The organism is Erythrobacter sp. BLCC-B19, from assembly GCF_028621955.1.
Classification (GTDB): domain Bacteria; phylum Pseudomonadota; class Alphaproteobacteria; order Sphingomonadales; family Sphingomonadaceae; genus Erythrobacter.
In genome coordinates this window covers 229,875-252,876 of the sequence record NZ_CP117516.1, presented here as the reverse complement: position 1 = coordinate 252,876, position 23,002 = coordinate 229,875, and the positions used below count along the sequence as shown (strand labels likewise).

Here is a 23,002-nt window from a genome sequence, read left to right as displayed (position 1 = left end):
CAAGACGAATGGATAGCCAGTGGGCTGAGACTGTTGCTGCTACGAATGCAGCCTCCCGCACCGACTGGTTGGGCATTAGGTGGACGCAGGTTGGACTTCACACGCCCGATCAAAGGGCTCGAGCCCTTCAAACTCCACTTCTGCGCAATACCCGCGCCAGAGCGGGCTGTTAGGATCATCGGCTGATGCGAAGCTGACTGACGCGAAATGGCCGCGTCCGCTCATCTGGGCGACGTTCCTTGCGATCTCGTCTCGGTAGGCGGGAGGCTGCGCTTTGAGCTCAGGAAATCGGGCTGCGCGTACGACGACCCATTCAGGCCCTTGTGCCATGTCGGCGACGAACCAGATGTTTGGATCGACCTGCGGATTTGAGTTCGATGACATGATCTCATAGCCGCGCCCTTTCAGGGCGTTTCGAACCACCTGAACCGCAAAGTCGAGCAACTCCCAGTCGGTCATGGCGACTTGTTCTTCGGACACCAGTGTCGAAGGATCGACGGGTTTCCCGTCGCGCAAATCGATCAGGCCCCAGCCCGGCCTGTCAGGTTCCCACCCTCTCAAGGTACGGCGCATCGGCATAAGACAGGGATAGCCGTTCCAGCCTTCGGCCACCGACATCAGACCTTCGCGGCTTCCGGGCACTTCGGCCCGCTCATCGACATCCTCGAAGCGGATGAAGAACACTTGGTTGCCGAGCCGGAAAGAAAGGTGCTCAAGAAAGGGCGGGCGAGGTTCTACCTTGAGCCAGCTGTGCAGCCCGTCCTCAAAGAAGCTCTGAATGTGGCTACCGACCGCGTGCCACATTGCGAGGAAATCGCGCGAAGGGTCGGCCATCGTAATTTCGTGCATCAGGGATAATCTCCCAAGAATCGGCCAAGGACAGCTGAGGGAAGACTATCGATCATAACTGCGACAAATCCGGTCGCTCGCCTTTTTCTGCGTTCCATCATTCAGGCAACGCTAATTGGAAGCGTCTGGGAAAACGAGATAAATATTGTCGGGAAATGTCTTATGGCGCAATGATTATGGCGATGCCTACATTCGATCCCCTCCACCCCGAACTCCTCAAAGACAAGCAGCGCGCCTTGCGTGATGGCTTTGCCTTGCCTTTGACCCTGCGGGTGCACCGCGCGCTAAGCTGGTTGCTCAGAGCGCATCGCGAGGAGGAAGACCTCGATACCCGGTTCATTCACCTGTGGATCGGCTTCAACGCCGCCTATGCCGGTGATCTCGAGCGCGCGCTTGAGGACGACGAAGGGGAGGGTCGCCGTCCCGGCGCTGCGACCGAACGCGAACGCTTTGATGGCTTTTTCTGCGATCTCGTAAGGCTGGATACCGGCGGCCGTCTCTACAAGGCGCTTTGGACGCGCTTCCCGCAGGAAATCCGGATTTTGCTCGACAACCGCTATGTCTTCGCACCTTTCTGGAAACACCATGGTGGTCTTCCGGGCGGGGCAGGGTGGGAAATCACGTTCGAGGCGGCCAAGCGCGCCGCCAATGTAGCACTGGCGGCGGGTGACACGCCGGTGGTGCTCTCGATCCTGTTCGACCGGCTCTATGTCTTGCGCAACCAGCTGCTCCACGGCGGCGCCACCTGGAACAGCGCCGCCAACCGGTCGCAGGTGCGCGATGGCGCCGCGATCCTTGGTCACCTGCTGCCTCTGTTCATCGACCTCATGATGGACAACCCCGACGAGGACTGGGCGATGCCGATGTATCCGGTAATCGAGGAGTGAACGACCAATTCTGTCGTGATGAGGTTGTAGGAAACGCGGCATGACGCAGACTCGCAAAGCCACACGCCGTTTCGGCCTCTCCAAATCCAAGATCACGGCCTTCGAGCAGTGCCCCAAGAAGCTATGGCTCGCGACGCATCGGCCGGAATTGGCCGAGCAGGACGAGGGCGCTGAGGCGCGCTTTGCGACCGGCAATGCCGTGGGCGAGATCGCCTGCGCGCTCCACCGAGGCGGGGTGATGGTCGATCCCCCGTCGCTCTCCGAAGCTCTGGCCAAGACGTCCTCGCTCATTTCAGGCGGGCACCCCGGCCCGATCTTCGAGGCGACCTTCGAACATGACGGCGTGCTGGTGCGGGTCGATGTGCTGGAGAAGCTCGAAGGCGGGGGCTGGGCGGCGGCCGAGGTCAAGAGCTCGGGCAAGGTCAAGGACTACCACCGCGGCGATCTCGCCACGCAGGTCTGGGTGATGCGTGAGGCGGGGATCGAGCTGAAGCGAGCCGCCATCCGTCATATCGACACCAGCTTCGTCCTGTCTCGCGAAGGCGACTATGCCGGGTTGTTCACCGATGCGGACCTGCTCGGCGAGCTGGAAGGCACTATTGCCACTCGCCCGGCGCTGGTGGCCGAGGCACGCGCCACACTGTCCGGCCACGAGCCCGAACGCGAAATGGGAGATCATTGCAGCGCGCCCTTCGCCTGTGAATTCGTCGCTTATTGCAGCCGAGGCTTGCCGCAGGGTCCCGAATGGCCGGTGACCGTGCTCCCCTACGGCGGCGGCAAGCGCTGGCTGGAGCGCGGGGTCGAGGACTTACTCGATCTGGCCGAATCCGACCTGAACGACCGCCACGCCCGCATCCTGGCCGCCACCCGTGACGGCATCCCATTCCACGACGCCGAAGGGGCGCGCAAGGCCATGGCCGGGTGGGGTTGGCCGCGCGCATGGCTCGATTTCGAGACTGTCGCTCCGGCCGTCCCGCGCTGGGTGGGCACGCGGCCGTATCAGCAGATCCCGTTCCAGTTTTCGCTCCACCTCGAACGGCGCGGCGGGCGCATGACGCATCACGAGTTCCTGAGCTGCGATGGATCCGACCCGCGCCGTGCCTGTGCTGAGGCGCTGGTCGAGCAAATTCCCGAAGGTGCCACGATCATCGCCTACAACGCCGCTTTCGAGCGCAGCGTGCTGCGCGATCTGGCCAAGTCCTTTCCAGACCTCGCCCCGCGCCTTGAAGCGATGGCCGAGGCCACGGTCGATCTCCTGCCTATCGCCCGCAACCACTGGTATCACCGCGATCAGCGCGGCAGCTGGTCGATCAAGGCGGTGCTCCCTACCATCGCCTCGGAGCTGGATTATGGTGCGCTCGAAGTAAAGGATGGGGGCGACGCGCAGGCGGCTTGGTTTGAGGCCGCCGATCCGGCCTGCGATCCGGGACGGCGTGAGGCGCTGGAAGAGGCACTCAGGGCCTATTGCGCGAGGGATACCTGGGCGATGGTTGCCGTCGCGCGGGCCTTGGCTGGCAACTGACGGCGCGGGGACAATGATTGCCATGGCCTAGGATGGTATTTGGGGGTGAACCGAGAGCGGGGAAGCAATTTCCCGTGTGAAGGGCTTGGTTTTTCGAGCATTATCATTTCAATGACCGAATCTGTCGTATCGCCGTGCGACATTGGGTCATGTGCAGAATAACAGGGACAAACGAGTGAGAGAGGCTGAATTCAAGGCTTGGCTGGTCGCGCAAGGATATGCGCCAACGTCCATCGCCACGTGGCTTTCAGACGGGCGCAAGGTCGATGGCGCCTACGGTCTCGACGAGCAATTCGATCGAGATGGCGGGGCTTCGATTCTTGCGGAGATGGCTTACTCGCGGTCCGACGACGCTGCGGGAAGGCGCAACCCGAGCGCAATTGATCTGAACGGTTCGTTCTACGCCAATCTCGCCGCCTGCCGTGCGGCGGCCCGGGCCTATTTCCGATTCCGCAATTCTGAGGCGCGTCCCCAGGGCCGGTTCGGCGAACTCGACCGCGAGGCGGTTCTTGAAGCCGTGGGTGCATGTGACGCCGTAGGCGATGTCGCCCAGTACGTTGCGGCTCTCGAACTCGGGCAGCCGACCAGATACTGGCTCGTTCTCGACGGCAAGCGCTATCCCAGCAAGGCGATCGTGCGCGACGCCTTGGCGAGGCGCGGTAGCGAGTGGCTTCCGGGCGGCGGGGATTGCAAGACTGCGCTCGAGCGCCTCGGCTTTGTCGTTATCGATTGGCCCGAGCTCAACCGCGCCCGCGATGCATTCCTTCGCCAGATGCCGGACTTCACTGACTTCCGCGCGTCTTCGGGTGCGTACTGGGATGTGGAGCGCGCCTACAAGAACGGTCTGATCGAGCAGGCCAAGGCAATCGTTGCACGGCAGGATGATGACCGCGCGATTGGCGAAAGTCTTTACCGGCTGCTCTCGGTGGGCGGTTCGGGCCTGCCCCTCAGCTGGCGAACCTTGTCCGAGGTGCAGAACGCCGATCCGGCGCTGCGTGACCGCTTCTACACGGCGCTCGGCCTGCTCGCGCGCAGCGATGCTCCGTTGGACGAGGCCATTCCGGCTGCAGCGCGTGAACTCGAGGTTTTGCGTGAGGCTGGCATTGCAGGACTGCGCCGGGGCGAGGTGCTGTCCATTCCGATCACGGTTTGGGCAACACTCCACCCCGATCAGGCGAGTTGGTTCAAGATCGCCAAGATCGACGAGATGGGGCGGAGGCTGTTCGGCCGCAGGCTGTTCCCGCAAACCGAATTCCGCGAAGCTGATCTTGCCGAATGGCTGCAATTGATGCGGGCGCTGTTCGGGCTGCTCGACAAGGAATTCGGGTGGCACCCGCAGGATATGTTCGATGTGCAGGGGTTCATCTGGGTGGTCGGCAATCCGGATGCTCCCCGCGAACTTGATCCGGTGCCGACATGGTTGGTCACCTCGCTGTGGGGGCAAGAAGACGGGTTGCCGCGCTTTGTCGAGCGCGGTGAATGGAGCCTGCTCACCGATACCGGCAGCGCCAACAACCGCCGCGTGCGTGAAATGCAGGTCGGCGACCGGATCTTCCTGAAGGACTTCGTGCCGCGCGCCCGCGATCTGCCGTTCGATGCCGGAACGGGGATCGTCACTGCGCTGCGCTTTCGCGCTGAGGGCACTATCACCGAGGTAAGTGACGATGGCCTCAGGGTCGGCGTTGACTGGCAAGCCTGGCCGGAGCCTCGCACCTGGTTCTTCTACACCAACAATGACGCTGTCTGGCGTCTGCGTGACCCCGGCGACAGCGTCTATGCCGATCAGCTGCGCCGGTTCTTGCTGGACGGCGAGCCGCAAGATCACGCCCTGTTTCTGAATGATCCCTTCTGGCGCGACCGACTGTTCGGGGCCGGATCAAGCGACGAGATGCCGACGATGCAACCGACCAACCTCATCCTTTACGGCCCGCCCGGAACCGGCAAGACCTATCGCACGGCGCAGGAGGCGGTTCGCCTGTGCGGTGAAGCCGTCCCCGAGGATCGCGACGCGCTGATGCAGCGTTACGAGGAGCTCTCCAAGGAGGGCCGCATTCGCTTCGTCACCTTCCACCAGAGCTTTTCCTACGAAGAGTTCGTTGAAGGCCTGCGCCCTGAAACCGCGCCTAGCGATGGGCAGGAAGGCCAAGTTGGCGGCTTTCGCCTCGAGCCGCGCCCTGGGATTTTCCGGGAGCTCTGTGCGGTGGCCGGTGAAGCCGCAAAGGGAGCGGCCGAGACAGGAGGCGCGTTCGATTTCGCTGGTCGGAACTTTTGGAAAATGGGCCTTGGCCAGATTGGCGTCGAGGACAGCGTCTATGATGCCTGCATCGCTGGAGACTATGTAGCGCTGGGTTGGGGCGGCGATGTCGACTGGTCAGATGCCCGGTTCGCGAGCCTCGAAGCCATTCGAGAGGAGTGGGCCAGCTCCCCTCGGGAAAATGAGCAGCCCAGCAATGTGACGCAGCTTCATCCGTTCAGGAACACGATGAAGGTCGGCGACATTGTCATCGTCCCCTTTGGCAACAAGGCGTTCCGAGCGGTCGGCGAGGTGGTCGGCGAGTATTACTTCGCGCAGGACGGCGACCCGACCTACTATCACCGGCGGCGCGTTCGCTGGCTCAAGGTGCTGGACGAAGCCCTCCCTCTCGACACCATCATCGAAGGGGACTTCATGCAGCGCACGTTCTATTCGATTGCCGCGGGGCGGGTGAACAGGGAGGCCTTGGCCAGGCTGGTCCGTCCCGTAGAAAGCGAAGGACAGTCGCCTGTCACTCGAGGCGCTGCGCAGCAGTTCGTCCTTATCATCGACGAAATCAACCGGGCCAATGTCTCCAAGGTGTTCGGCGAGCTCATCACTCTGATTGAGCCGGACAAGCGGCTCGGCATGCGCAATGCGCTCAAGGTGCGCCTGCCCTATTCGAAGCGGGAATTCGGCGTGCCGGCCAACCTCCACATCATCGGCACCATGAACACCGCCGATCGTTCGATTGCGCTGCTCGATACGGCGCTGCGCCGGCGGTTCCGCTTCGAGGAAATGGCGCCTGATACGTCAATTCCGGCGTTCATCGCTGCGGAGGACTCGACTGGGCTGCCGCTCGGCGACGTCCTCAACACCATGAATCGGCGGATTGAATACCTCGTCGACCGCGATCACCGGATCGGGCATGCCTTCTTCATCGACTGCAAGACCAAGGCTGATGCCGACGCTGTGATGCGCGACAAGGTCATCCCGCTGCTGCAGGAATACTTCTTCGACGACTGGAACCGGCTCGCGGCTGTGCTCGGCGAGAAGGACAAGGGCGGCAACTTCCTCACCTGCGATATCATCGAGGATCCGATGGGTGAGGGCGGTGAGCCGCTCAAGAGCTGGCGGGTGCGCTCGCACTTCGATGAGGGTGCATACACCCGGCTCATCTCTGCACGGGCAGCATCAGCCTCCGATCTGGAGAACGAAGCTTGAGCGGGCCGCAGCCGATCTTCCTGCCCGGCGTGCCCGAGGACAAGGTCTGCGAGGTCTATGGCCGCGCTGCCGGTAACGAAATCGCCAGTGGCAAGTTCGCCAGTCCGCAGAGCAGCGCGGCGCTGGCGGCGAATGGCTTCGGGTGGTTCCTTGACCGGCCTGCTGATTGCCCGTTGTTCCCACCCGTCGCGGACCTTGGCGGCCCTGTCACTGCCGTAGAGATTGAGCGCGAATTGCGCTTCCCATGGAGCGGCGGACGCCACCCCTGGCTCGATGCGGTGGTTTGGACCGACACGCATGTGATCGGTGTCGAGTCCAAGCGCTATGAGCCGTACCGCGACAGCAAGGTTGCCGAGCTGGCCGAGGCCTATGATCGCGACGTCTGGGGCGACGGGATGCAGGGCTGGTGCGCCATGCGCGACCTGCTGCGGGCGGAGCCGCGGCGCTATAAGCATCTCGATGCAGCGCAGCTGGTGAAGCACGCTCTGGGTCTTGCGACCGAAGCCAGGCGCTCAGGTCATCTGTCGGTGTTGGTCTATCTCTACGCGGAGCCGCAGGACGCCTGCCGCAATCCGCCAGAAGCCTTCCTCGCTCATCGACGCGAGATTGAAGATTTCCATGCCATCGTTGCTGGGAACCGGGTTCGCTTTGCTGCCTGCTCGTGGTGCGGGTGGCTGGCCTGCTTCACCGGAGAGGCGGCTGATCACGCCCGCGCGGTTCATGAGGCCTTCGCCCCGTGACGCACCTCACAATCCATGAATGGGGTCATGCCAAGTTCGGTGAGCGCGGCCTGACCCGCGAGCAAGCCCATGCGCTTCATGCGGCGGCTTGCGAGCACCCGCTGGCGCATGATGATGCGACCAACATCCTCGTCCTCGGGCGCGACCGGATCATGGCGCGCCAGATGGTGGGGATGGTCTCAGCCAAGGGATGCAGCCTCGAAATCCTTCCCAAGGTCGATCCTGACACTGCGCTGGGGGAGCCCGAGGGCAAGGTCCGCGATCGGCTCGTACGCATGCTCGACGTGGCGCTCGGCCTCAACCTCGACATCGGGGCTGAAGCGGCGATCGCCCGGCAGAAGAATACGCTGCTGGAAATCCTGATCGACGCCTTTGCCACCCGCCTCCTCGCGGAGGTGCGGCGCGGGCTTCCGCGGGCCTATATCCAGTGCGAGGAGGATCTGCCTGCGCTGCGCGGCCGGCTCGATATCACCCGCCAGTTCACACGCAATGCGGTGCGCCCCGACCGGCTTGCTTGTCGCTTCGATCAGCTGGAGGCCGATACCCCGCTGATGCGGATTATGGCAGCGGCCACTGTGTTCCTTGCCCGTCACACGCGCTCGCTCGGCACCCGGCGCAAGCTTGACGAGCTGCGCCATGCGCTGGATGACATCCCGCAGATGCCGATCGCGCGGCTGCCATGGCAAGCGGTGCGGATTGATCGCACCAACCGCCGCTGGGAGGCGCTGTTCGGGCTCGCCCGGCTGTTGCTCCAGCGTGACTGGCAGGCGACCCACCATGCGGCCAAGGCCCCCGAGGGCCTGACGCTGCTGTTCCCGATGAACGACCTGTTCGAGAAATACATCGCGGTGCTGCTGCGCCGGGCGCTCGCGGGTAGCGGGATCGAGGTGATCGATCAGGGCGGCCACCGGGCGTGCCTTGGTACCTACACCGGCGCGCATATCGACAGCGGCGAGGTGTTCCGCACCAAGCCCGATATCATGCTGCGCCGTGGCAGGGAGGTCGTCGCCATCATCGATACCAAGTGGAAGAAGCTGAGCCTCGACCCGCTCGACCGCAAGCACGGGGTGAGCCAGGCCGATGTCTATCAGCTTATGGCATATGCCCGGCTCTACCGCACGGCTGAGCTCATGCTGCTTTATCCAGGAAAACCGGGCGAGCCGGCGGGACAGCGCCAGCAGTTCGGCATCGCGGGCGGTGCCGAGTGCCTGCGGATCGCCACGGCCGATGTGTCGCTCGAGCAGCCCGAATTGCAGGCTTCGCTTGCCTGCCTCGCGCAGAAAATTCTGACGGAGCGCCCGCCGCTCGTAGCGGCGGCAGGGTAGGGCGATCGTGGCACGCAACGCAAAACTCGACCGGTTGCTGACACTGGTCAAGGCGCTTGGGGAAAGCGCCGAAGGTCTCACCCTCGACGAGATGGCAGAGGTCATCGGCGCCAACCGCCGCACGGCCGAGCGGCTGCGCGATCTCATTCTCGTCCACTTCGACCTCGAGGAAAGTGTTGACGACCGCCACAAGCGCTTCCGCATCCCCGGCGCACTACCGTCACCGTTCACGCAGCCCAATGTCGCCGAGATCGCAGCCCTGCAGTCGCTCGCCGATACGGCACGCAAGGCGGGATCGGCGCAGGCCACGCTGCTCGAGAGCCTGCTGGGCAAGGTGCAGGCGGGCCTGAGGCGCGAGGTCAAAAGCCGCATGGCACCAGACCTCGACCCGCTGGTCCGGCTTCAGCGTCATCATGTCCCCGCCGGACCGATGATCGAGCATGCGCCGGAGACCGTGGCGCAGGTCCAGGGCGCTATGATGGCGGGGATGTGCCTCGAATTCGATTACCTCGCCGACGGCGCGACGGAGCCGAAGTGGCGGCGCGTGATCCCGCTCGGCCTCATCCACGGGCCTGCGACCTATCTGATCGGCAAGATACCCGGCCGCGATCTTGAGCCTGCGCCATACCGTCTTGATCGCATCACCGAAGCGCGGGTCAGCAATCAGCCCGGAGCAGCCAGCGAAGACTGGGATCTTGATGCGTGGATAGGAGCAAGCTTCGGCATCTGGCGCGAACAGGGCCATGATATCGTCTTGCGTGTCGCGCCTGAGAGCGCCGAGCGGGCGCGGCGCTGGCGTTTCCACCCCCAGCAGGTGATCGAGCAGGACGGCGAGGAGCTGGTGGTGCGGTTCTATTCCGGTGGCCTGCGTGAGATCGCCGAACACCTCTTCACTTGGGGCGGAGAGGTGCGGATCGAAGGGCCGGAGGAACTGCGTGAAATGATGCGCGAAAGGCTTTCGGCAGCGGGCCGGGCCGTGGTCTAGTTATCCCAGATTAGCCGCTGCAATTCGAGGAATGGCGGCTATGATGGTCAAAGTACTCAAGGGGTTGTCATGAACGTTTTCGAACTCGATGCTGATCTGATCGCCAGATACGAGAAGTTCGCGCGTTCGTTCACCTCGATCCGCGCTGAAGATCTGCGCAGCCAGATCGATGCTGTCTACGAGGGGGGCAAATTCTGGCCCGAGCCTCTGATCGGGCTCAACCCGGAGTTCAAGCGCGGGCGCTCAGTCGCCGAACTTGCCCGGCAAGGGGTGGTCGATCGCGATCTCGAGACCGTATTCTCGCTCGGTTCTCCCCGCACGCCAATCAGTTTGCACCTTCATCAGGAGCAGGCGCTGATGAAGGCGCTGCAGAACCGCAATTACATCGTCACAACGGGTACAGGCTCGGGCAAATCGCTTTGTTTCTTCGTCCCTATCATCAACCGCATCCTTGAGGCGCGGCGGGCGGGCGAGCCGCGCCGGACAAGAGCGATCATCATCTATCCGATGAACGCGCTGGCCAATTCTCAGCGCGAGGAGCTCGAGAAATTCATCGAGCACTGCGGTCTGGATGCCAGCCTGAAGCCGACCTTCGAGCGCTACACCGGTCAGGAGAAGGAAAGCGATCGAGAAAAGGTCGCGGCCAATCCGCCTGACATCATCCTGACCAACTTCATGATGCTCGAGCTGCTCATGACGCGGCAAGATGAGGTCGACCGGAAGGTCATCGAGAACATGAAGGGGCTGGAGTTCCTCGTGCTCGACGAGCTTCACACCTATCGCGGGAGGCAGGGTGCCGATGTCGCCATGCTCGTTCGCCGGGTGCGCGAGCGCATGGGATCCGACAAGATGTTGTGTATCGGCACATCGGCCACCATGGCGTCAGGTGAGGAGGATGCCGGGCGGCAGGCTGTCTCGAAGGTGGGGAGTATCCTGTTCGGAAGCCCGGTTCTGTCCGATGATGTGATCACCGAAAGCCTTGTGCGGCGCACCGAAGGAACGCCTTCTGATGGCGCTCTGAGGGCGGCTGTTCTCGAACCGGCCCGGGCGGCGAACTTCGAAGAATTCGCGCGTGATCCGCTCGCCTGCTGGATCGAGATGAATATCGGCCTTGCTGGCGGCGAAGTTCTCAAGCGCGCCACCCCGCAGACACTGACCGAGGCAGCCGCGGCTCTTGCTGAAGCCACACAACTTGACGCAGCGCAGTGCCGCGTTGCTCTGGCCGACCGTCTGATCGCGATGAATGAATGTCGCAACGACCGCGATCAGGCGTTCATGGCTTTCAAGCTCCATCGGTTCCTGTCGGGCGCCGGAACGGCGCACACAACGCTTGCGCCTGCTGGCAGCCGCCGCGTGTCATTGGTGGGCGAGAAGTTCGACCGGGAGGAGACCGACGCGCGGCTCTATCCCGTTTATTTCTGCCGAGAGTGCGGCCAGGAAGTCCACAGCGTGTCAATTGACAATTGGGGGAGCGTCATCGCTCGCCCGATCGACTTCGCTCCGCGCCCTGACGGCACAGTCGAAGACATCGAGCACGGCTTCCTCGTTCCCGATGCGAGCGGCGATCTGAACTTTGCGGGCGATATCGAGGATTACCCCGATAGCTGGCAGGAGACCACCGCAACTGGGCAGCTCCGTCTCAAAAGCTCCCACCGCGGCAAGCATGATGGCCGCCCGATGTACCTTGGCCGGGATGGGCGGCATGATCCAGACGGCCTGCGGGGCTGGTTCTTCCCCGGCCAATATCGCTTCTGCCCGCATTGCAAGAGTCAACCAGCGTCGCAAGCGCGCGACATCAACAAGCTGGCGGGGCTGTCGGCAGAGGGCAGAAGCTCGGCAACTACCCTCATCACAACAGCAGCCCTCGACTGGATGCAACGGGCCGGACAACCGGCCGAGTTCCATCGCCGCAAGCTGCTGGGGTTCACCGACAATCGGCAGGACGCGGCGCTCCAGTCAGGCCACTTCAACGACTTCATCTTCGTCACGCTTTTGCGCGGGGCGATGCTGCAGGCGGTGAGGGCAGCAGGCGAAGAGGGGCTTTCTCACGAGGAGTTCGGAAACGCACTGCGCAAGGCGCTCGGCTTCGATCCCGATGTCCGTGAGCGCCGGATGGAATGGATGGCAGATCCCGACCCTGTCAGTTTCTCTGCGATCGACGAAGCCAAGAAGTCGATCAATCGGGTGCTGGCACACCGACTCTGGAATGACCTCCGCAGGGGCTGGCGGTTCACCAACCCGAACCTTGACCAGCTCGATCTGATCAAGATCGTCTATCCCGGAATCCGTATGCTGGCGGAGGATCAGGCCACATGCTCGGGTGCTCATCGTGAGCGGAAGAGCGAAACCGAAGAGCGCGGCTTTTCGATCTTGGCGCAAGTTCCGGCGGACAGGCGCGAGAAGATGTTCCGCCTTCTGTTTGACCAAATGCGCAAAGGCTTGGCGATCGCGGTTGACGCGCTCGATCCAAACGAGCTTGAAGCCGTGGCGAGCAAGTCGCGGCAGTTCCTGAAGGACCCTTGGGCCATTTCGCAGGAGGAACAGAATCAAGATCTTATCGCGCAGACGGCGCTGGTCGTGGGCACGCAAGGCAACAAGAATGACCGTATCGTTCGCGTTTCGGCGCGCGGGGGTCTGGCCAAGGAAATAGCGGCCGTGGTGGGTGGCCTCCCGCTTGCTGATCGTGAGCCGCTGATTGAGGCGATGCTGCTGGCGGCGGCTCGTCATCAGATGGCGCGCGAGTTTGCGGCCGGTGCGCTTCTTGGTTGGAGGCTTGCCCCCGGTGCCCTGAAGCTTGTGCCTGGTGAGGGGCAACCAGAAAAAGGCCAAGACAATCGCTTCTTTGCCGAGCTTTACTCCGATGTTGCGGTCCGGCTCGCTGCACCTGGAGGCCTGCCCCTGGCATTCGAGGCGCGCGAGCACACGGCACAGGTCGAATCCTTGCTCCGCGAAATGCGCGAATGCCGCTTCCGCTTCGGGGACAGCGACAAAGATCGCATGGCTGAGATTGCCGCAGATCCCAAAGTGCTTGCCGAGAAGCGTGATTTCCTGCCGCTGCTCTATTGTTCGCCGACAATGGAGTTGGGGGTCGATATCTCTCAGCTCAATGTCGTCTATCTTCGCAATGCGCCGCCGACACCGGCCAATTATGCCCAGCGTGCAGGCCGCGCTGGCCGAAGCGGCCAAGCCGCACTGGTGGTGACCTACTGCGCGGCGCAAAGCCCGCATGACCAGTATTACTTTGAGCGACGGACCGACCTTGTTGCAGGGATCGTCAAGGCGCCCGCAATTGACCTGGTGAATCCCGACCTTCTCGCCGCCCACGTGAACGCAGAATGGCTTGCTGCCGCCAAGGAAGGGCTTGGCAAATCGATCCCCGAAAACCTCGACATGGACGACGAGGCCTTGCCAGTCTGTTCACGTCTGACTGCTGCATTTGCGACGGCAACAGGTGATACAGAAGCGCGCGAGCGGGCCGTCCGGATCGTTCTCTCGGCGCTTCCGCCGGAAGGTTCTTCGGTGGTCGGCAGTCCGGAGGAATTCGTAGCGGTACGCTGGGACGGCGCAAGCTTGAAAATTGATCAGGCCTTCAAGCGCTGGCGCACTCTCTATCGATCAGCGGCCGAAGATCGGCGTTCGGCATCGGCCATAGAAGACCGTCCCGGTATCTCAGCGCAAGAGCGCAGAGATGCTCGTACGCGCTATATCGCAGCCAGTAAGCAGACGGAGTTGCTTGAAAAAGGGGTGTCGTCGGCGAGTTCCGACTTTTACACCTATCGCTATCTCTCTACTGAAGGCTTCCTGCCAGGCTATAACTTCCCTCGCCTTCCTCTGTATGCCTTCGTCGACAGCGAACGTGGCTCGGCGGTGCTTCAGCGGCCGCGGTTTCTTGCCATTGCCGAGTTCGGACCCAACAGCCTTGTATATCACGAGGGCAAGGCATTCAGCTGCAATCGCGCCAAGCTGCCCGCAGGCACCCGGGACAATGACAACAAGCTGGTGACGGCGACCATGCGCTGCTGTCATGCGTGCGGTGCCGCACATCGCAGCGAGACAGTCGAACGTTGCGTCGTCTGCCATGAGCCGCTCAGCGAGGAGGGGCGGCTATCGAAGCTCTACCGGATCGAGAATGTCGATGCCTCTCCGCGATCGCGGATCACGGCCAATGACGAGGACCGCCAGCGCCGTGGTTTCGACCTGAGGACAATCTTCGAGTGGGATAAGGCACGAGAAGAAAACCTGTTGCTGAAGTCGCAGGATGGTCCGCTGGCTGCCCTGAGCTATGGTCCGCAAACGAAGCTCTCGCGCGTCAACCTTGGCTTGAGGCGACGCGCCCATAAGGAGCACATAGGCTTCGATGTTGACACGATTACAGGCCGCTGGCTCAAGAATGAAGCGCAGGGCGAGGACGAGGGATACGTCGACAGCGGTGCCAAGCGTCAGACTATCGTACCGGTCGTTGAAGACACGAAGAACGCACTTCTCTTACGCTTCATATCTCCTGTCGAGCTCGACAACAGTCAGATGGCGACCATCCAGCACGCGTTGGTCCGCGCCATCGAAACCGAGCATGTGCTTGAGGCTGGGGAGCTGCTCGGCGAACCCCTGCCTACCAGGGATAATCGCAAGGCGACCCTCTTCTACGAAGCCTCGGAAGGCGGCGCGGGCGTGCTTAAGCGATTGATGGACGGGCCAGAGCATTGGCAGCGTCTGGCCGAGGTTGCGCTCGATCTGATGCATTATCGTATCGAGGACGGCCGGCTCGTCGAGAAGGACGATGCCTGTGTGGCTGGCTGCTACCGCTGTGTGCTGTCCTACTACAACCAGCCCGACCATGAGATGATCGATCGCCGGGACGAAGTGGTGCGTGACACGCTTCTGAGGCTCGCCGCTTGCGAGAGAGACTGGCCTGCCAGCGGCCCGGTGGGAGCCGATCCTCATTCCACGCCCTGGCTCGCGGCCTTCGCCAGTTGGGGCTTCCCGGCGCCTTCGAGCGAGACCATTGCCGGGGTTGAATACGAAATGGTCTGGCCAGGCCACATGGTGATGGCTGTGGCGCAAACACCGTCAGGTGCGCTTGTTGATCGCTGCGCAGAGCTGGGCCGAGAATTGATTGTTCTACCAGATGGGCCCGGGCCAATCCCGCCTTCAGATCTGGCCAATGCACTGGGAGTTCCCGCATGACATCCGTATCGCTTGCTCCTGGCCAGCTCCAGATCGGCGACCTGGTGCATGCGCGCGGCCGCGAGTGGATCGTGCTCGCGAAGCCTTCGGATGGCCTCCTGCGGGTTCGACCTCTGTCGGGTTCCGAGGAGGACGCGATCCTCATCGCCCCTAAACTGGAGCGTCAGCCCGTACGCGAAGCGAGCTTTGCTCTACCTGGATCGGATCAGCTGGACACGCAGGATGCCGCCCGGCTTTTGACAGACGCCTTGCGCCTTTCGCTGCGTCGGGGTGCCGGGCCATTCCGTAGCGCGGCCCATCTCGGCGTTGAACCGCGGGCCTATCAGCTTGTGCCGCTGCTTATGGCTTTGCGGCTTGAGGTGAAGCGCATGCTGATCGCCGACGACGTCGGGATTGGGAAGACGATCGAAGCTGGCATGATCCTGCGCGAGATGCTCGACCGAGGGGAGATCGACAGCTTCACAGTCCTGTGTCCGCCGCATCTGGTTGATCAATGGGTGGGGGAGCTTGCCGAGAAGTTCGACATTGACGCCGTCGCTGTCACCTCCGCCCGCGCGCGCTCATTGGAGCAGGGCATCGCTCTTGGCGACACGATCTTCGGCGTTCACCCCTTCACGGTGGTGAGCCTTGACTACATGAAGGCCGATAGTCGCCGCGAAGGCTTTGCGCAGGCCTGCCCGAAGTTGGTGATCGTCGATGAGGCGCATAGCTGCGTCGGCGGCAGCGAAAAGGGGACGCAGCAGCGCTTCTCTCTCCTGCAGCGGCTTGCTGAAGATCAGACGCGCCACATGCTCCTGCTGACCGCAACACCCCACAGCGGCAATCAGGATGCCTATGCTCGCCTCTTGAGCCTGCTCCATCCCGATCTGTCGGGCGCTCCCGATACGCTCGATCCCAACGCGCTAGAGCGTTACCGTCGGCGGCTTGCCCAGCACTTTGTCCAGCGGCGCAGGCCGGACATTGCCGGGCAATGGGGCGAGGGCGGGGCCTTTGCTGTCCCGATGAAGGCAGATGCGCCCTACAGTTTGACAGGCGATTTTCAGACCTTTCAGGAGGATGTGCTGGAATATTGCCTCGGCGTGGCAACCCGGGCCGATGGCGCACAGGCGCGCCGCCTTGCTTTCTGGGGCACGCTCGCGCTGATGCGCTGCGTGGGCTCTTCGCCCGCTGCTGCCTTGAGTGCCTTGCGCAATCGCCTGGTCGGCATGGCGGAGGAGGCTCTGCTTGCACCAGCACTGTTCGATGACGACGATGATGAATTCGCCGACACCGACGTGGAACCCGCGACCGCCGCAGACACCGAGGAAACAGCTGAGCTGCGCAAGCTCGTAGCGCAGGCCGAAAGCCTCGCTGCCCGCTTTGCCGATGATCCCAAGTTCCGCGAACTGGTCGTGCAGGTCAAGGATCTCACCGGAAGCAAGGAGGCGCGTCCCGTCATCTTCTGCCGCTTCATTGCCACCGCAGAAGCCGTCGCCGAAGCGCTCAGGGCCAAGTTCAAATCGCACACGGTCGAGGTAGTGACCGGACGTCTTACCCCCGAAGAACGCCGCGAGCGGGTCGAGGCGATGATCGATCACCCCAACCGCATCCTCGTTGCCACCGATTGCCTGTCCGAAGGGATCAACCTGCAATCGCTGTTCAATGCCGTGATCCACTACGATCTCAACTGGAACCCGACCCGCCACCAGCAGCGCGACGGCCGCGTTGATCGCTTTGGTCAGAAGGCCAAAGCAGTCTGGTCGGTGATGATCTTCGGTGAGAACTCCATCCCTGACGGAGCTGTGATCAAAGTGATCCAAGAAAAGATGAAGCGGATCGAGAAGGAAACCGGCGTTGTCGTGCCGGTGCCAGAAGACTCCGTCAGCGTCTCAAACGCTCTCATGCAGGCCATGCTGCTCCATTCGAGCAAGCCACGCGCGCAAGGCATGTTCGATTTCGGCGATGCCGAGGCCAAGCTTGAAACCCAGTGGCGCAATGCCGAGGAAAACGCCAAACGCAGCCAGACCCGCTATGCGCAGACGGCGCTGAAGCCCGATGAAGTGCTGCCCGAATGGCACAAGCTACGTGGTCTTCTCGGCGGCCCGCAGGAGGTCGAACGCTTCACCCGCCGTGCGCTCGCCCGGATCGACACGCCGCTCGGCCAGCAAGGCAATCACTGGCGCGTGCGCTACGATGATTTGCCCCAGCAGCTGCGCGAGAAGCTCGCCGCCCGCAATCTCACCGGCACCCGCGCCATCGGCTTTGGCGACAAGCTCCCGCCTGATGTCGCACAAGTCGGCCGGACCCATCCGCTGGTAGCAACCCTCGCCGAGACCATGGCCGAGGGCGCACTCGATCCGGGCGGGGTCGAGGGCAAGGCGACCCTTGGCCGGGCGGGGGTATGGATGACCCGCGGCGTGGACAAGCTCACCACGCTGCTGGTGCTGCGCCTGCGCTTCAAACTCGTCACCAGCGGCCGGCGCACCTTGCTGGCGGAAGAAGCGACTGGGCTGGCCTTCGCCCCCAACGCCGAAACCGCCTTCGCCGCCGGGGCTGATGCGCTTGCCCTGCTCGAGCACGAGGCCACCCGCAGCATCGAGCCGCCAGCCAACCAGCGCCAGATCGACAACGCACTCGGCCGCCTCGGTGACTACCAATCCGCCATCGCCGCCTATGCCGCCGAACGCGCCGCCGCCCTCTCGCACGACCATGAACGCGTGAAGGCCGCTACAAGAGGCGAGGGCGTCACCACCACGGTCTTGCCCGTCCTCCCCGCCGATATCATCGGGCTCTATGTTCTCGTGCCGGAGGCCAACTGATGGCGCGCCGTTCTTCCTCCACCGAGCTTGGCCTCGTCGCTCTCACCATCGAGGGCGGGCTGATTGCACCTGAGCAGGTGCAGAAGGTCATCGCCGCCGATCGCACTACAAAGACCGCCGACAGCTACGCCTGCCCCAAGGGCACCAGCCTTGGCGACGAGATCGCCCGCTATTTCCGTATCGCGCAGGCGCTGTGGCGCGATTACGACAAGGCCGAGGCCAAGACCACCGCCCGCACCGCCCAGTTTGCGCGCGATCTGATGACTCAGTGCCTCGGCTTCACCGATTGCGCCGGGCCCGTCGATCACCGTGAAGGCACCCGCCGCTATCGCCTTGCTATCGAGGCCAAGGGCGGACGCGTGCCGGTGGTCGTCGCTGCCCCGGTCGACCAAGGCGATGCCTTCGCCAAATCCCAGCCCGAATTCGGCGACGGGGAGGGCGGCCGCCTGCGCCGTTCGCCTGCTGCCCTGCTGCAAGACTGGCTCAACGCCACCGACCACGCCCTGTGGGGCCTCGTCTTCGCGGGCGATCGCGTGCGGCTCATGCGCGACAATGCCAGCCTCACCCGCCCGGCATGGATCGAGGCAAACCTCGCCGACATGTTCCGCGACGAGATGTTCGCGGACTTCACCGCCTTCTGGCTGCTCACCCACGCCACCCGCTTCGGCGCGAACGATGCTGCCCCCTCCGACTGCGCGCTCGAACAATGGCGCGAGGCGGGGCTCAAGCAGGGGGTTGAGGCCCGCAAGGACCTCTACGCCAACGTCGCCACTGCCTTGGAAGAACTCGGGCAGGGGTTGGTCGACGCCAACCCCGACCTGCGCGAGAAACTCGCCACCGGCGCGCTCCCCATGCAGGCGCTTTTCGAGGAACTGCTGCGCACCGTCTACCGTCTCATCTTCCTTGCCGTCGCTGAAGACCGCGACCTTCTCCACCCCCGCCGCACCCCGCGCGAAGCTCGCCAGCTCTACGCGGCCGGCTACAGCTTCACCTTCTGGCGCGAACGCAGCCGCCGCCGGGTGGCGCGCGACAAGCATCACGATGCGTGGGAGGCGATGAAGGTCACGCTCGCCGCCCTCGAACATGGCGAGGAAATGCTCGGCCTGCCTGCATTGGGCGGCCTCTTCGCCCAAAGCTCCACCCGCCACATAAACGCGGCCAAGCTGCCCAACCGCGCTTTCCTGTCAGCGCTGTTCTGCCTCGGCTTCATCATCCGCGATAAAGTCACCCACCGCATCAACTGGCGCGATCTCAAGACCGAGGAGCTGGGCAGCGTCTACGAAGGCCTCCTCGAAATCCGCCCCAGCCTCACCGCCTCGGGCCAGTTCCAGCTCGGCACCGGGCCCAAGGGCAACGACCGCAAGACCTCCGGCTCCTACTATACGCCCGACAGCCTCGTCGAATGCCTGCTCGATTCCGCGCTCGATCCCGTCCTCGAAAGGGCCGAGGCGAATGGCACAACGCCCGAGGAGAAGGTCGCCGCCATCCTCGATCTCAAGGTCATCGACCCGGCCTGCGGATCAGGCCATTTCCTCTTGGGCGCCGCCCGCCGCATGGCTGACCGGGTCGCCCGCCTGCGTAACGAGGACGCAGGCAAGGAGGAAACGCAGGCCGCCCTGCGCGATGTCGTCTCCCGCTGCATCCACGGGGTCGATCGCAACCCGATGGCGGTGGAACTCGCCAAGGTCGCGCTGTGGATCGAGTCCGTCTCGCCCGGCCAGCCCTTGGGCTTCCTCGATGCCAACATCCGCTGCGGCGACGCGCTGCTCGGCGTGTTCGACTTGGCCGTGCTCGAAGACGGCATCCCGGACGAGGCTTACAAGCCGCTCACCGGTGACAGCAAGGACGCGGCCAAGTTCTACCTCAAGGCCAACCGCGATGCGAAGAAGGGGCAGGGCACCTTCGATTTCGCAGGCGGCGGCGGGGTCATGCCATCCAAGCCCATCGCGGCGGGGCTGGGTCGGATCAAGTCCATGCCCGAGGATACGGTCGCGCAGGTCGACAAGAAGCGGCAGGCGTTCGAGGCGTGGAAGGCCGATCCCGCCCGCTACGCCACCGAAGTCGCCTGCGATCTCTACATCGCCGCCTTCCTGATGCCCAAGACCGAGGTGCCCGCGAGCCACCTGCGCCCCATGGTGCCGACCACCGCCGATGTGCGGCAGAGGCTGGCAGGAGGGAACGTCTATGGCCCGCTGGAGGGCGCGGCGCGTGAAGTTGCGCGGGCGGCGAGCGCGCTGCACTGGCCGCTTGAATTTCCGGATGTTCTAATAAGTAAGGGTGGCTTCGATGTGGTGCTTGGCAATCCGCCATATCTGAGCGCGCTCGAACAATCTCGATTGAGCATAGAGCGCGAGCGGGAGTATTGGAAACAGTCGATGGCCTCCGCTAAAGGAGCATTCGACCTATATGTTCTCTTTCTCGAACTTGGACTGAAGCTATCTCAAGAAGGTCGTTGTAGTCTTCTTACGCCGAACAAGTATCTATCTGCACCTTATGGTGAGGCTTTAAGGTCCATCATAAGCGAGCGGAATGCCCTGGAGTCGGTTGTCGATCAGTCGGCAGGGAGCCATTTCGATGACGCAAGTGTTTATCCTGTCATCACAAATTTCTGCTCACATGAGCGTGAGCACCCCGATAAGGTAATCAGCCGTTTACCGCATCAAGGTGGCTGGATCGAAATCACGCACCATACCAATGAACTTTTTAGCTTACCGAATTTGAATCTCGGCCCTTTGCTGTCAAGATCAGCCCCAGTCTTGTATAGAATAATCAGAAATTCTACGCCTGTGGCTGAAATTTATGAAGTTAATGCATCTACTACCGCTTCTGAAGCTGATGAGTTTACAGATGCTTTGCACAGTCAGGAAGATTTTGACCCGCAGGCAAATTGGAAGGTTTTGAATACCGGACTGATTGATCCATTCCGGGAGAAGTGGGGCATTCAGCCCTTAAGGCATGCAAAGAAGACGTATGAATACCCTCTGATGCGGAAACATAGCAATGTGATACCACCTCGAAGGAAGATGCATTATTCGTCATCAAAAATCGTGATTGCTAAACTGTCGAGCAGCCCAGAAGTATTCGTCGATGATCTTGGTCAGTATGCAGCCCTCAATGTAAATTTCGTATTTGCAGATCCTGATGCTGCTTATTTTCTCGCGGCCCAGATGAACTCCCCGGTCGGGGATTGGCTTTACCGGCAGCTGTTCGGTGCACTTTCTATGAGTGGCGGCTTCTTGCAGTATCAAGCGCCTCAAATCCGAGCATGGCCGATTCAGCCATTCGACCCGAACAACACATCACACCAGAAAGTCGTAAGCCTCGCTCGGCGCTATCAAGCGGGAGATTTGGCTACTTTCCCCGGTGAAATTATCGCTGAATGCTTCGGACTTAGCAGGACAGATTTCGAATTGATCAATGCAGAACTGGTCGCCAGCGGTATGAATGGTGATTGATGAGGGGGGAATCAAATTTGGCTCATTCAGAGTGCAGCCTAGCGCTCGGCTTGCTGGAGCTAACCTATACCAGCCATTCCATGGCACCCTTCGCCCGCGATCTCGGCTATGACGGCCCGCCCTTCGCCTGGGACGAAGCCCGCCGCGCCCAGCCCCGCGCCGAGCTCGACGCCTGGTATGCCCTCGCCTACGGCCTCACCCGCGACGAACTGCGCTACGTCCTCGATCCCAAGGACGTGATGGGCGAAGACTACCCCAGCGAAACCTTCCGCGTCCTCCAGAAGAACGAAATCGCGCGGCACGGCGAATACAAAACCCGCCGCCTCGTCCTCGCCGCCTACGACGAACTGACGGCGCAGGGGATGCGACCGAGAGTGGAGGGGTATCGGTGAGCGGGGGCAGGGCGCTGAAGCTGGAACCGCTCGCCGCGCGCCCGCTCCCGGCCTACGACCCCGCGCCCCTGCTGCGCGCCCATCGCCTGTTCGGCAACAACCGCCGGATCATCGCCAGCCCGTTGAATGACCGCCCCATCCAAGCGTGGAGTGAGGGCCTCGCAGCGATGCGCCGGGCTTTCGGGCTGGAGCGGGAAGGGCACTGCCTCACCACACACCCGCACCGCTGGGCATGGTTCCACGAACCGCAGATCACCGGCGGCTTCGTGCATTTCCTGACGGAAGGTGCACGGGCGCGAAGGCTCAGCCGGGCGGAGGCCTTTGTCCGGGCAGCGTTCCACCTTGCCGGTCGCTCGGCCGGTTTCCTCGACGAGCAGCGGATCGTGGATGCTACGGCTGCGGCGGAACATCCGGTCGAAGAAGGCGGGCGGATCGATGTTCTGGTTGAGCTCGAGCTGGAGGATGGCTCGATGGCTGGCGTCGTGATCGAGGCCAAGCTGGGCGCAGACCTCAGCCCGACGCAGCTGAAGAACTACCATCAGCACGCGCGCGCACTGGATGGCTGGCATGAGGATCGGTGGGCCCTGCTGATCTTGGCGCCGCAACCGGCCTGGCTGAGCCACGATGTGCTGGTTCGCAATCCGGAGTGGGCCGCGGAGAGCTGGTGGCGCTTCCTTCATCAGCTCGAACATTGCCTGTCGCCCGAGCACGATTGCGACGATTATCGCCGGTTCCGCCGAACCGTGTGGGAAGGAGCCTATGGAATATGACCGCTAAACCTGCGCCGTTCCATTATCGCGAGAGCCTGCAGGCGTACTTCGAGACTTCAGAAGTGCGGTTCCCGGTGGACCAGCTTCTGGCGAAGAAGATGAGCTTTGTCCCTCAGGCGTTTACCGTCGGTGAGGTCGCGGACTTCTATAAGGCCTGCCTGGCAGCGCGTCAGACCCAGATCGATTACGCTCAGACGCTGTTTGACCTTTGGCATCGTATCTGGCCGGACCTCGGGGCTGGTTGGGACCCGGCACCTTACGATCCGGGCGACAAGGAGCTAACCCTCGATCCTCAGGTTCGCTGGGAGCAGCAGTATTTTCAGCGGAGTTTTGACCTCAAACCGAAGCGTCTGAGAGCAAACCTGTGGCTCTTTCTGACCCCCAGTTCGCCGAGCGGATCGGAGATCGAACTCGGATGTACGCTGGTGCAGGGGACCAAGTGGCTGCTCAAGAAGGGTTCCATGCCGGATGGCTGGTCGTGGGACAAAGACAACGAAGGCTTTCAGTTTGCCGCCGACGTCGCAGTTTCCGATAACGGGCTCGATCTCGCCCCTTTCGCAGAGGCGGCGCATCGTGCGGTGAGCTTTATCGCAGATTTCGTTCGGCAATGATCCGTGAATAGGCAATCCACGGTGAAG

The 23,002-nt window shown here is 62.6% G+C and carries 13 protein-coding genes; 12 read left to right on the top strand and 1 reads right to left on the bottom strand.

Annotation, left to right across the window (positions count from 1 at the left end; translation table 11 throughout):
- Positions 1–75: 75 nt before the first annotated feature.
- Positions 76–849 carry a hypothetical protein gene (locus PS060_RS01045; protein WP_273984893.1) on the bottom strand — a complete coding sequence of 258 codons (774 nt, stop codon included), beginning with the start codon at positions 847–849 and terminating at the stop codon, positions 76–78.
- A 176-nt stretch (positions 850–1,025) separates the two neighbouring features.
- Between PS060_RS01045 and PS060_RS01040 the strand changes: the two genes are divergently transcribed.
- From PS060_RS01040 to PS060_RS00985, 12 genes are all read left to right on the top strand, one after another.
- A complete protein-coding gene (locus tag PS060_RS01040) occupies positions 1,026–1,736 on the top strand; it encodes a HEPN domain-containing protein (protein WP_273984892.1) in 711 nt (236 codons plus the stop codon).
- 40 nt (positions 1,737–1,776) lie between these two features.
- On the top strand, positions 1,777–3,258 hold the full coding sequence (locus PS060_RS01035) for a DUF2779 domain-containing protein (protein ID WP_273984891.1): 1,482 nt from the start codon (positions 1,777–1,779) through the stop codon (positions 3,256–3,258).
- Positions 3,259–3,433: 175 nt separating this feature from the next.
- Complete coding sequence (locus PS060_RS01030; protein ID WP_273984890.1) at positions 3,434–6,715, top strand: AAA family ATPase; 3,282 nt, start codon at positions 3,434–3,436, stop codon at positions 6,713–6,715.
- Positions 6,712–7,455 (top strand): PGN_0703 family putative restriction endonuclease, encoded by a 744-nt coding sequence (locus tag PS060_RS01025; protein ID WP_273984889.1) that lies wholly within the window; start codon positions 6,712–6,714, stop codon positions 7,453–7,455. The genes PS060_RS01030 and PS060_RS01025 overlap by 4 nt, the downstream gene beginning before the upstream one ends.
- Positions 7,452–8,780, top strand: coding sequence for an McrC family protein (locus tag PS060_RS01020; protein WP_273984888.1), 1,329 nt, complete (start codon positions 7,452–7,454; stop codon positions 8,778–8,780). The genes PS060_RS01025 and PS060_RS01020 overlap by 4 nt, the downstream gene beginning before the upstream one ends.
- Positions 8,781–8,787: 7 nt before the next feature.
- Positions 8,788–9,765, top strand: a complete 978-nt coding sequence (locus PS060_RS01015; RefSeq protein WP_273984887.1) for a helix-turn-helix transcriptional regulator — start codon at positions 8,788–8,790, stop codon at positions 9,763–9,765.
- A 69-nt stretch (positions 9,766–9,834) separates the two neighbouring features.
- Positions 9,835–14,949, top strand: coding sequence for a DEAD/DEAH box helicase (locus PS060_RS01010; protein WP_273984886.1), 5,115 nt, complete (start codon positions 9,835–9,837; stop codon positions 14,947–14,949).
- Complete coding sequence (locus tag PS060_RS01005) at positions 14,946–17,747, top strand: DEAD/DEAH box helicase (RefSeq protein WP_273984885.1); 2,802 nt, start codon at positions 14,946–14,948, stop codon at positions 17,745–17,747. Before PS060_RS01010 ends, PS060_RS01005 begins: the two co-directional genes overlap by 4 nt.
- Positions 17,747–21,202: an Eco57I restriction-modification methylase domain-containing protein gene (locus PS060_RS01000; protein ID WP_273984884.1), complete on the top strand. Its 3,456-nt coding sequence runs from the start codon at positions 17,747–17,749 to the stop codon at positions 21,200–21,202. The genes PS060_RS01005 and PS060_RS01000 overlap by 1 nt, the downstream gene beginning before the upstream one ends.
- 80 nt (positions 21,203–21,282) lie before the next feature.
- A complete protein-coding gene (locus PS060_RS00995; protein ID WP_273984883.1) occupies positions 21,283–21,594 on the top strand; it encodes a hypothetical protein in 312 nt (103 codons plus the stop codon).
- Positions 21,591–22,364 (top strand): PD-(D/E)XK nuclease family protein, encoded by a 774-nt coding sequence (locus tag PS060_RS00990; RefSeq protein ID WP_273984882.1) that lies wholly within the window; start codon positions 21,591–21,593, stop codon positions 22,362–22,364. Before PS060_RS00995 ends, PS060_RS00990 begins: the two co-directional genes overlap by 4 nt.
- Positions 22,361–22,975 (top strand): hypothetical protein, encoded by a 615-nt coding sequence (locus PS060_RS00985; RefSeq protein WP_273984881.1) that lies wholly within the window; start codon positions 22,361–22,363, stop codon positions 22,973–22,975. Before PS060_RS00990 ends, PS060_RS00985 begins: the two co-directional genes overlap by 4 nt.
- Positions 22,976–23,002 lie beyond the last annotated feature (27 nt).

Coding starts and splice junctions, on each gene's coding strand:
- PS060_RS01045 (WP_273984893.1), bottom strand. CDS start 849: ATGCACGAAATTACGATGGCCGACCCTTCGCGCGATTTCCTCGCAATG.
- PS060_RS01040 (WP_273984892.1), top strand. CDS start 1,026: ATGGCGATGCCTACATTCGATCCCCTCCACCCCGAACTCCTCAAAGAC.
- PS060_RS01035 (WP_273984891.1), top strand. CDS start 1,777: ATGACGCAGACTCGCAAAGCCACACGCCGTTTCGGCCTCTCCAAATCC.
- PS060_RS01010 (WP_273984886.1), top strand. CDS start 9,835: ATGAACGTTTTCGAACTCGATGCTGATCTGATCGCCAGATACGAGAAG.
- PS060_RS01005 (WP_273984885.1), top strand. CDS start 14,946: ATGACATCCGTATCGCTTGCTCCTGGCCAGCTCCAGATCGGCGACCTG.
- PS060_RS01000 (WP_273984884.1), top strand. CDS start 17,747: ATGGCGCGCCGTTCTTCCTCCACCGAGCTTGGCCTCGTCGCTCTCACC.
- PS060_RS00995 (WP_273984883.1), top strand. CDS start 21,283: ATGGCACCCTTCGCCCGCGATCTCGGCTATGACGGCCCGCCCTTCGCC.
- PS060_RS00985 (WP_273984881.1), top strand. CDS start 22,361: ATGACCGCTAAACCTGCGCCGTTCCATTATCGCGAGAGCCTGCAGGCG.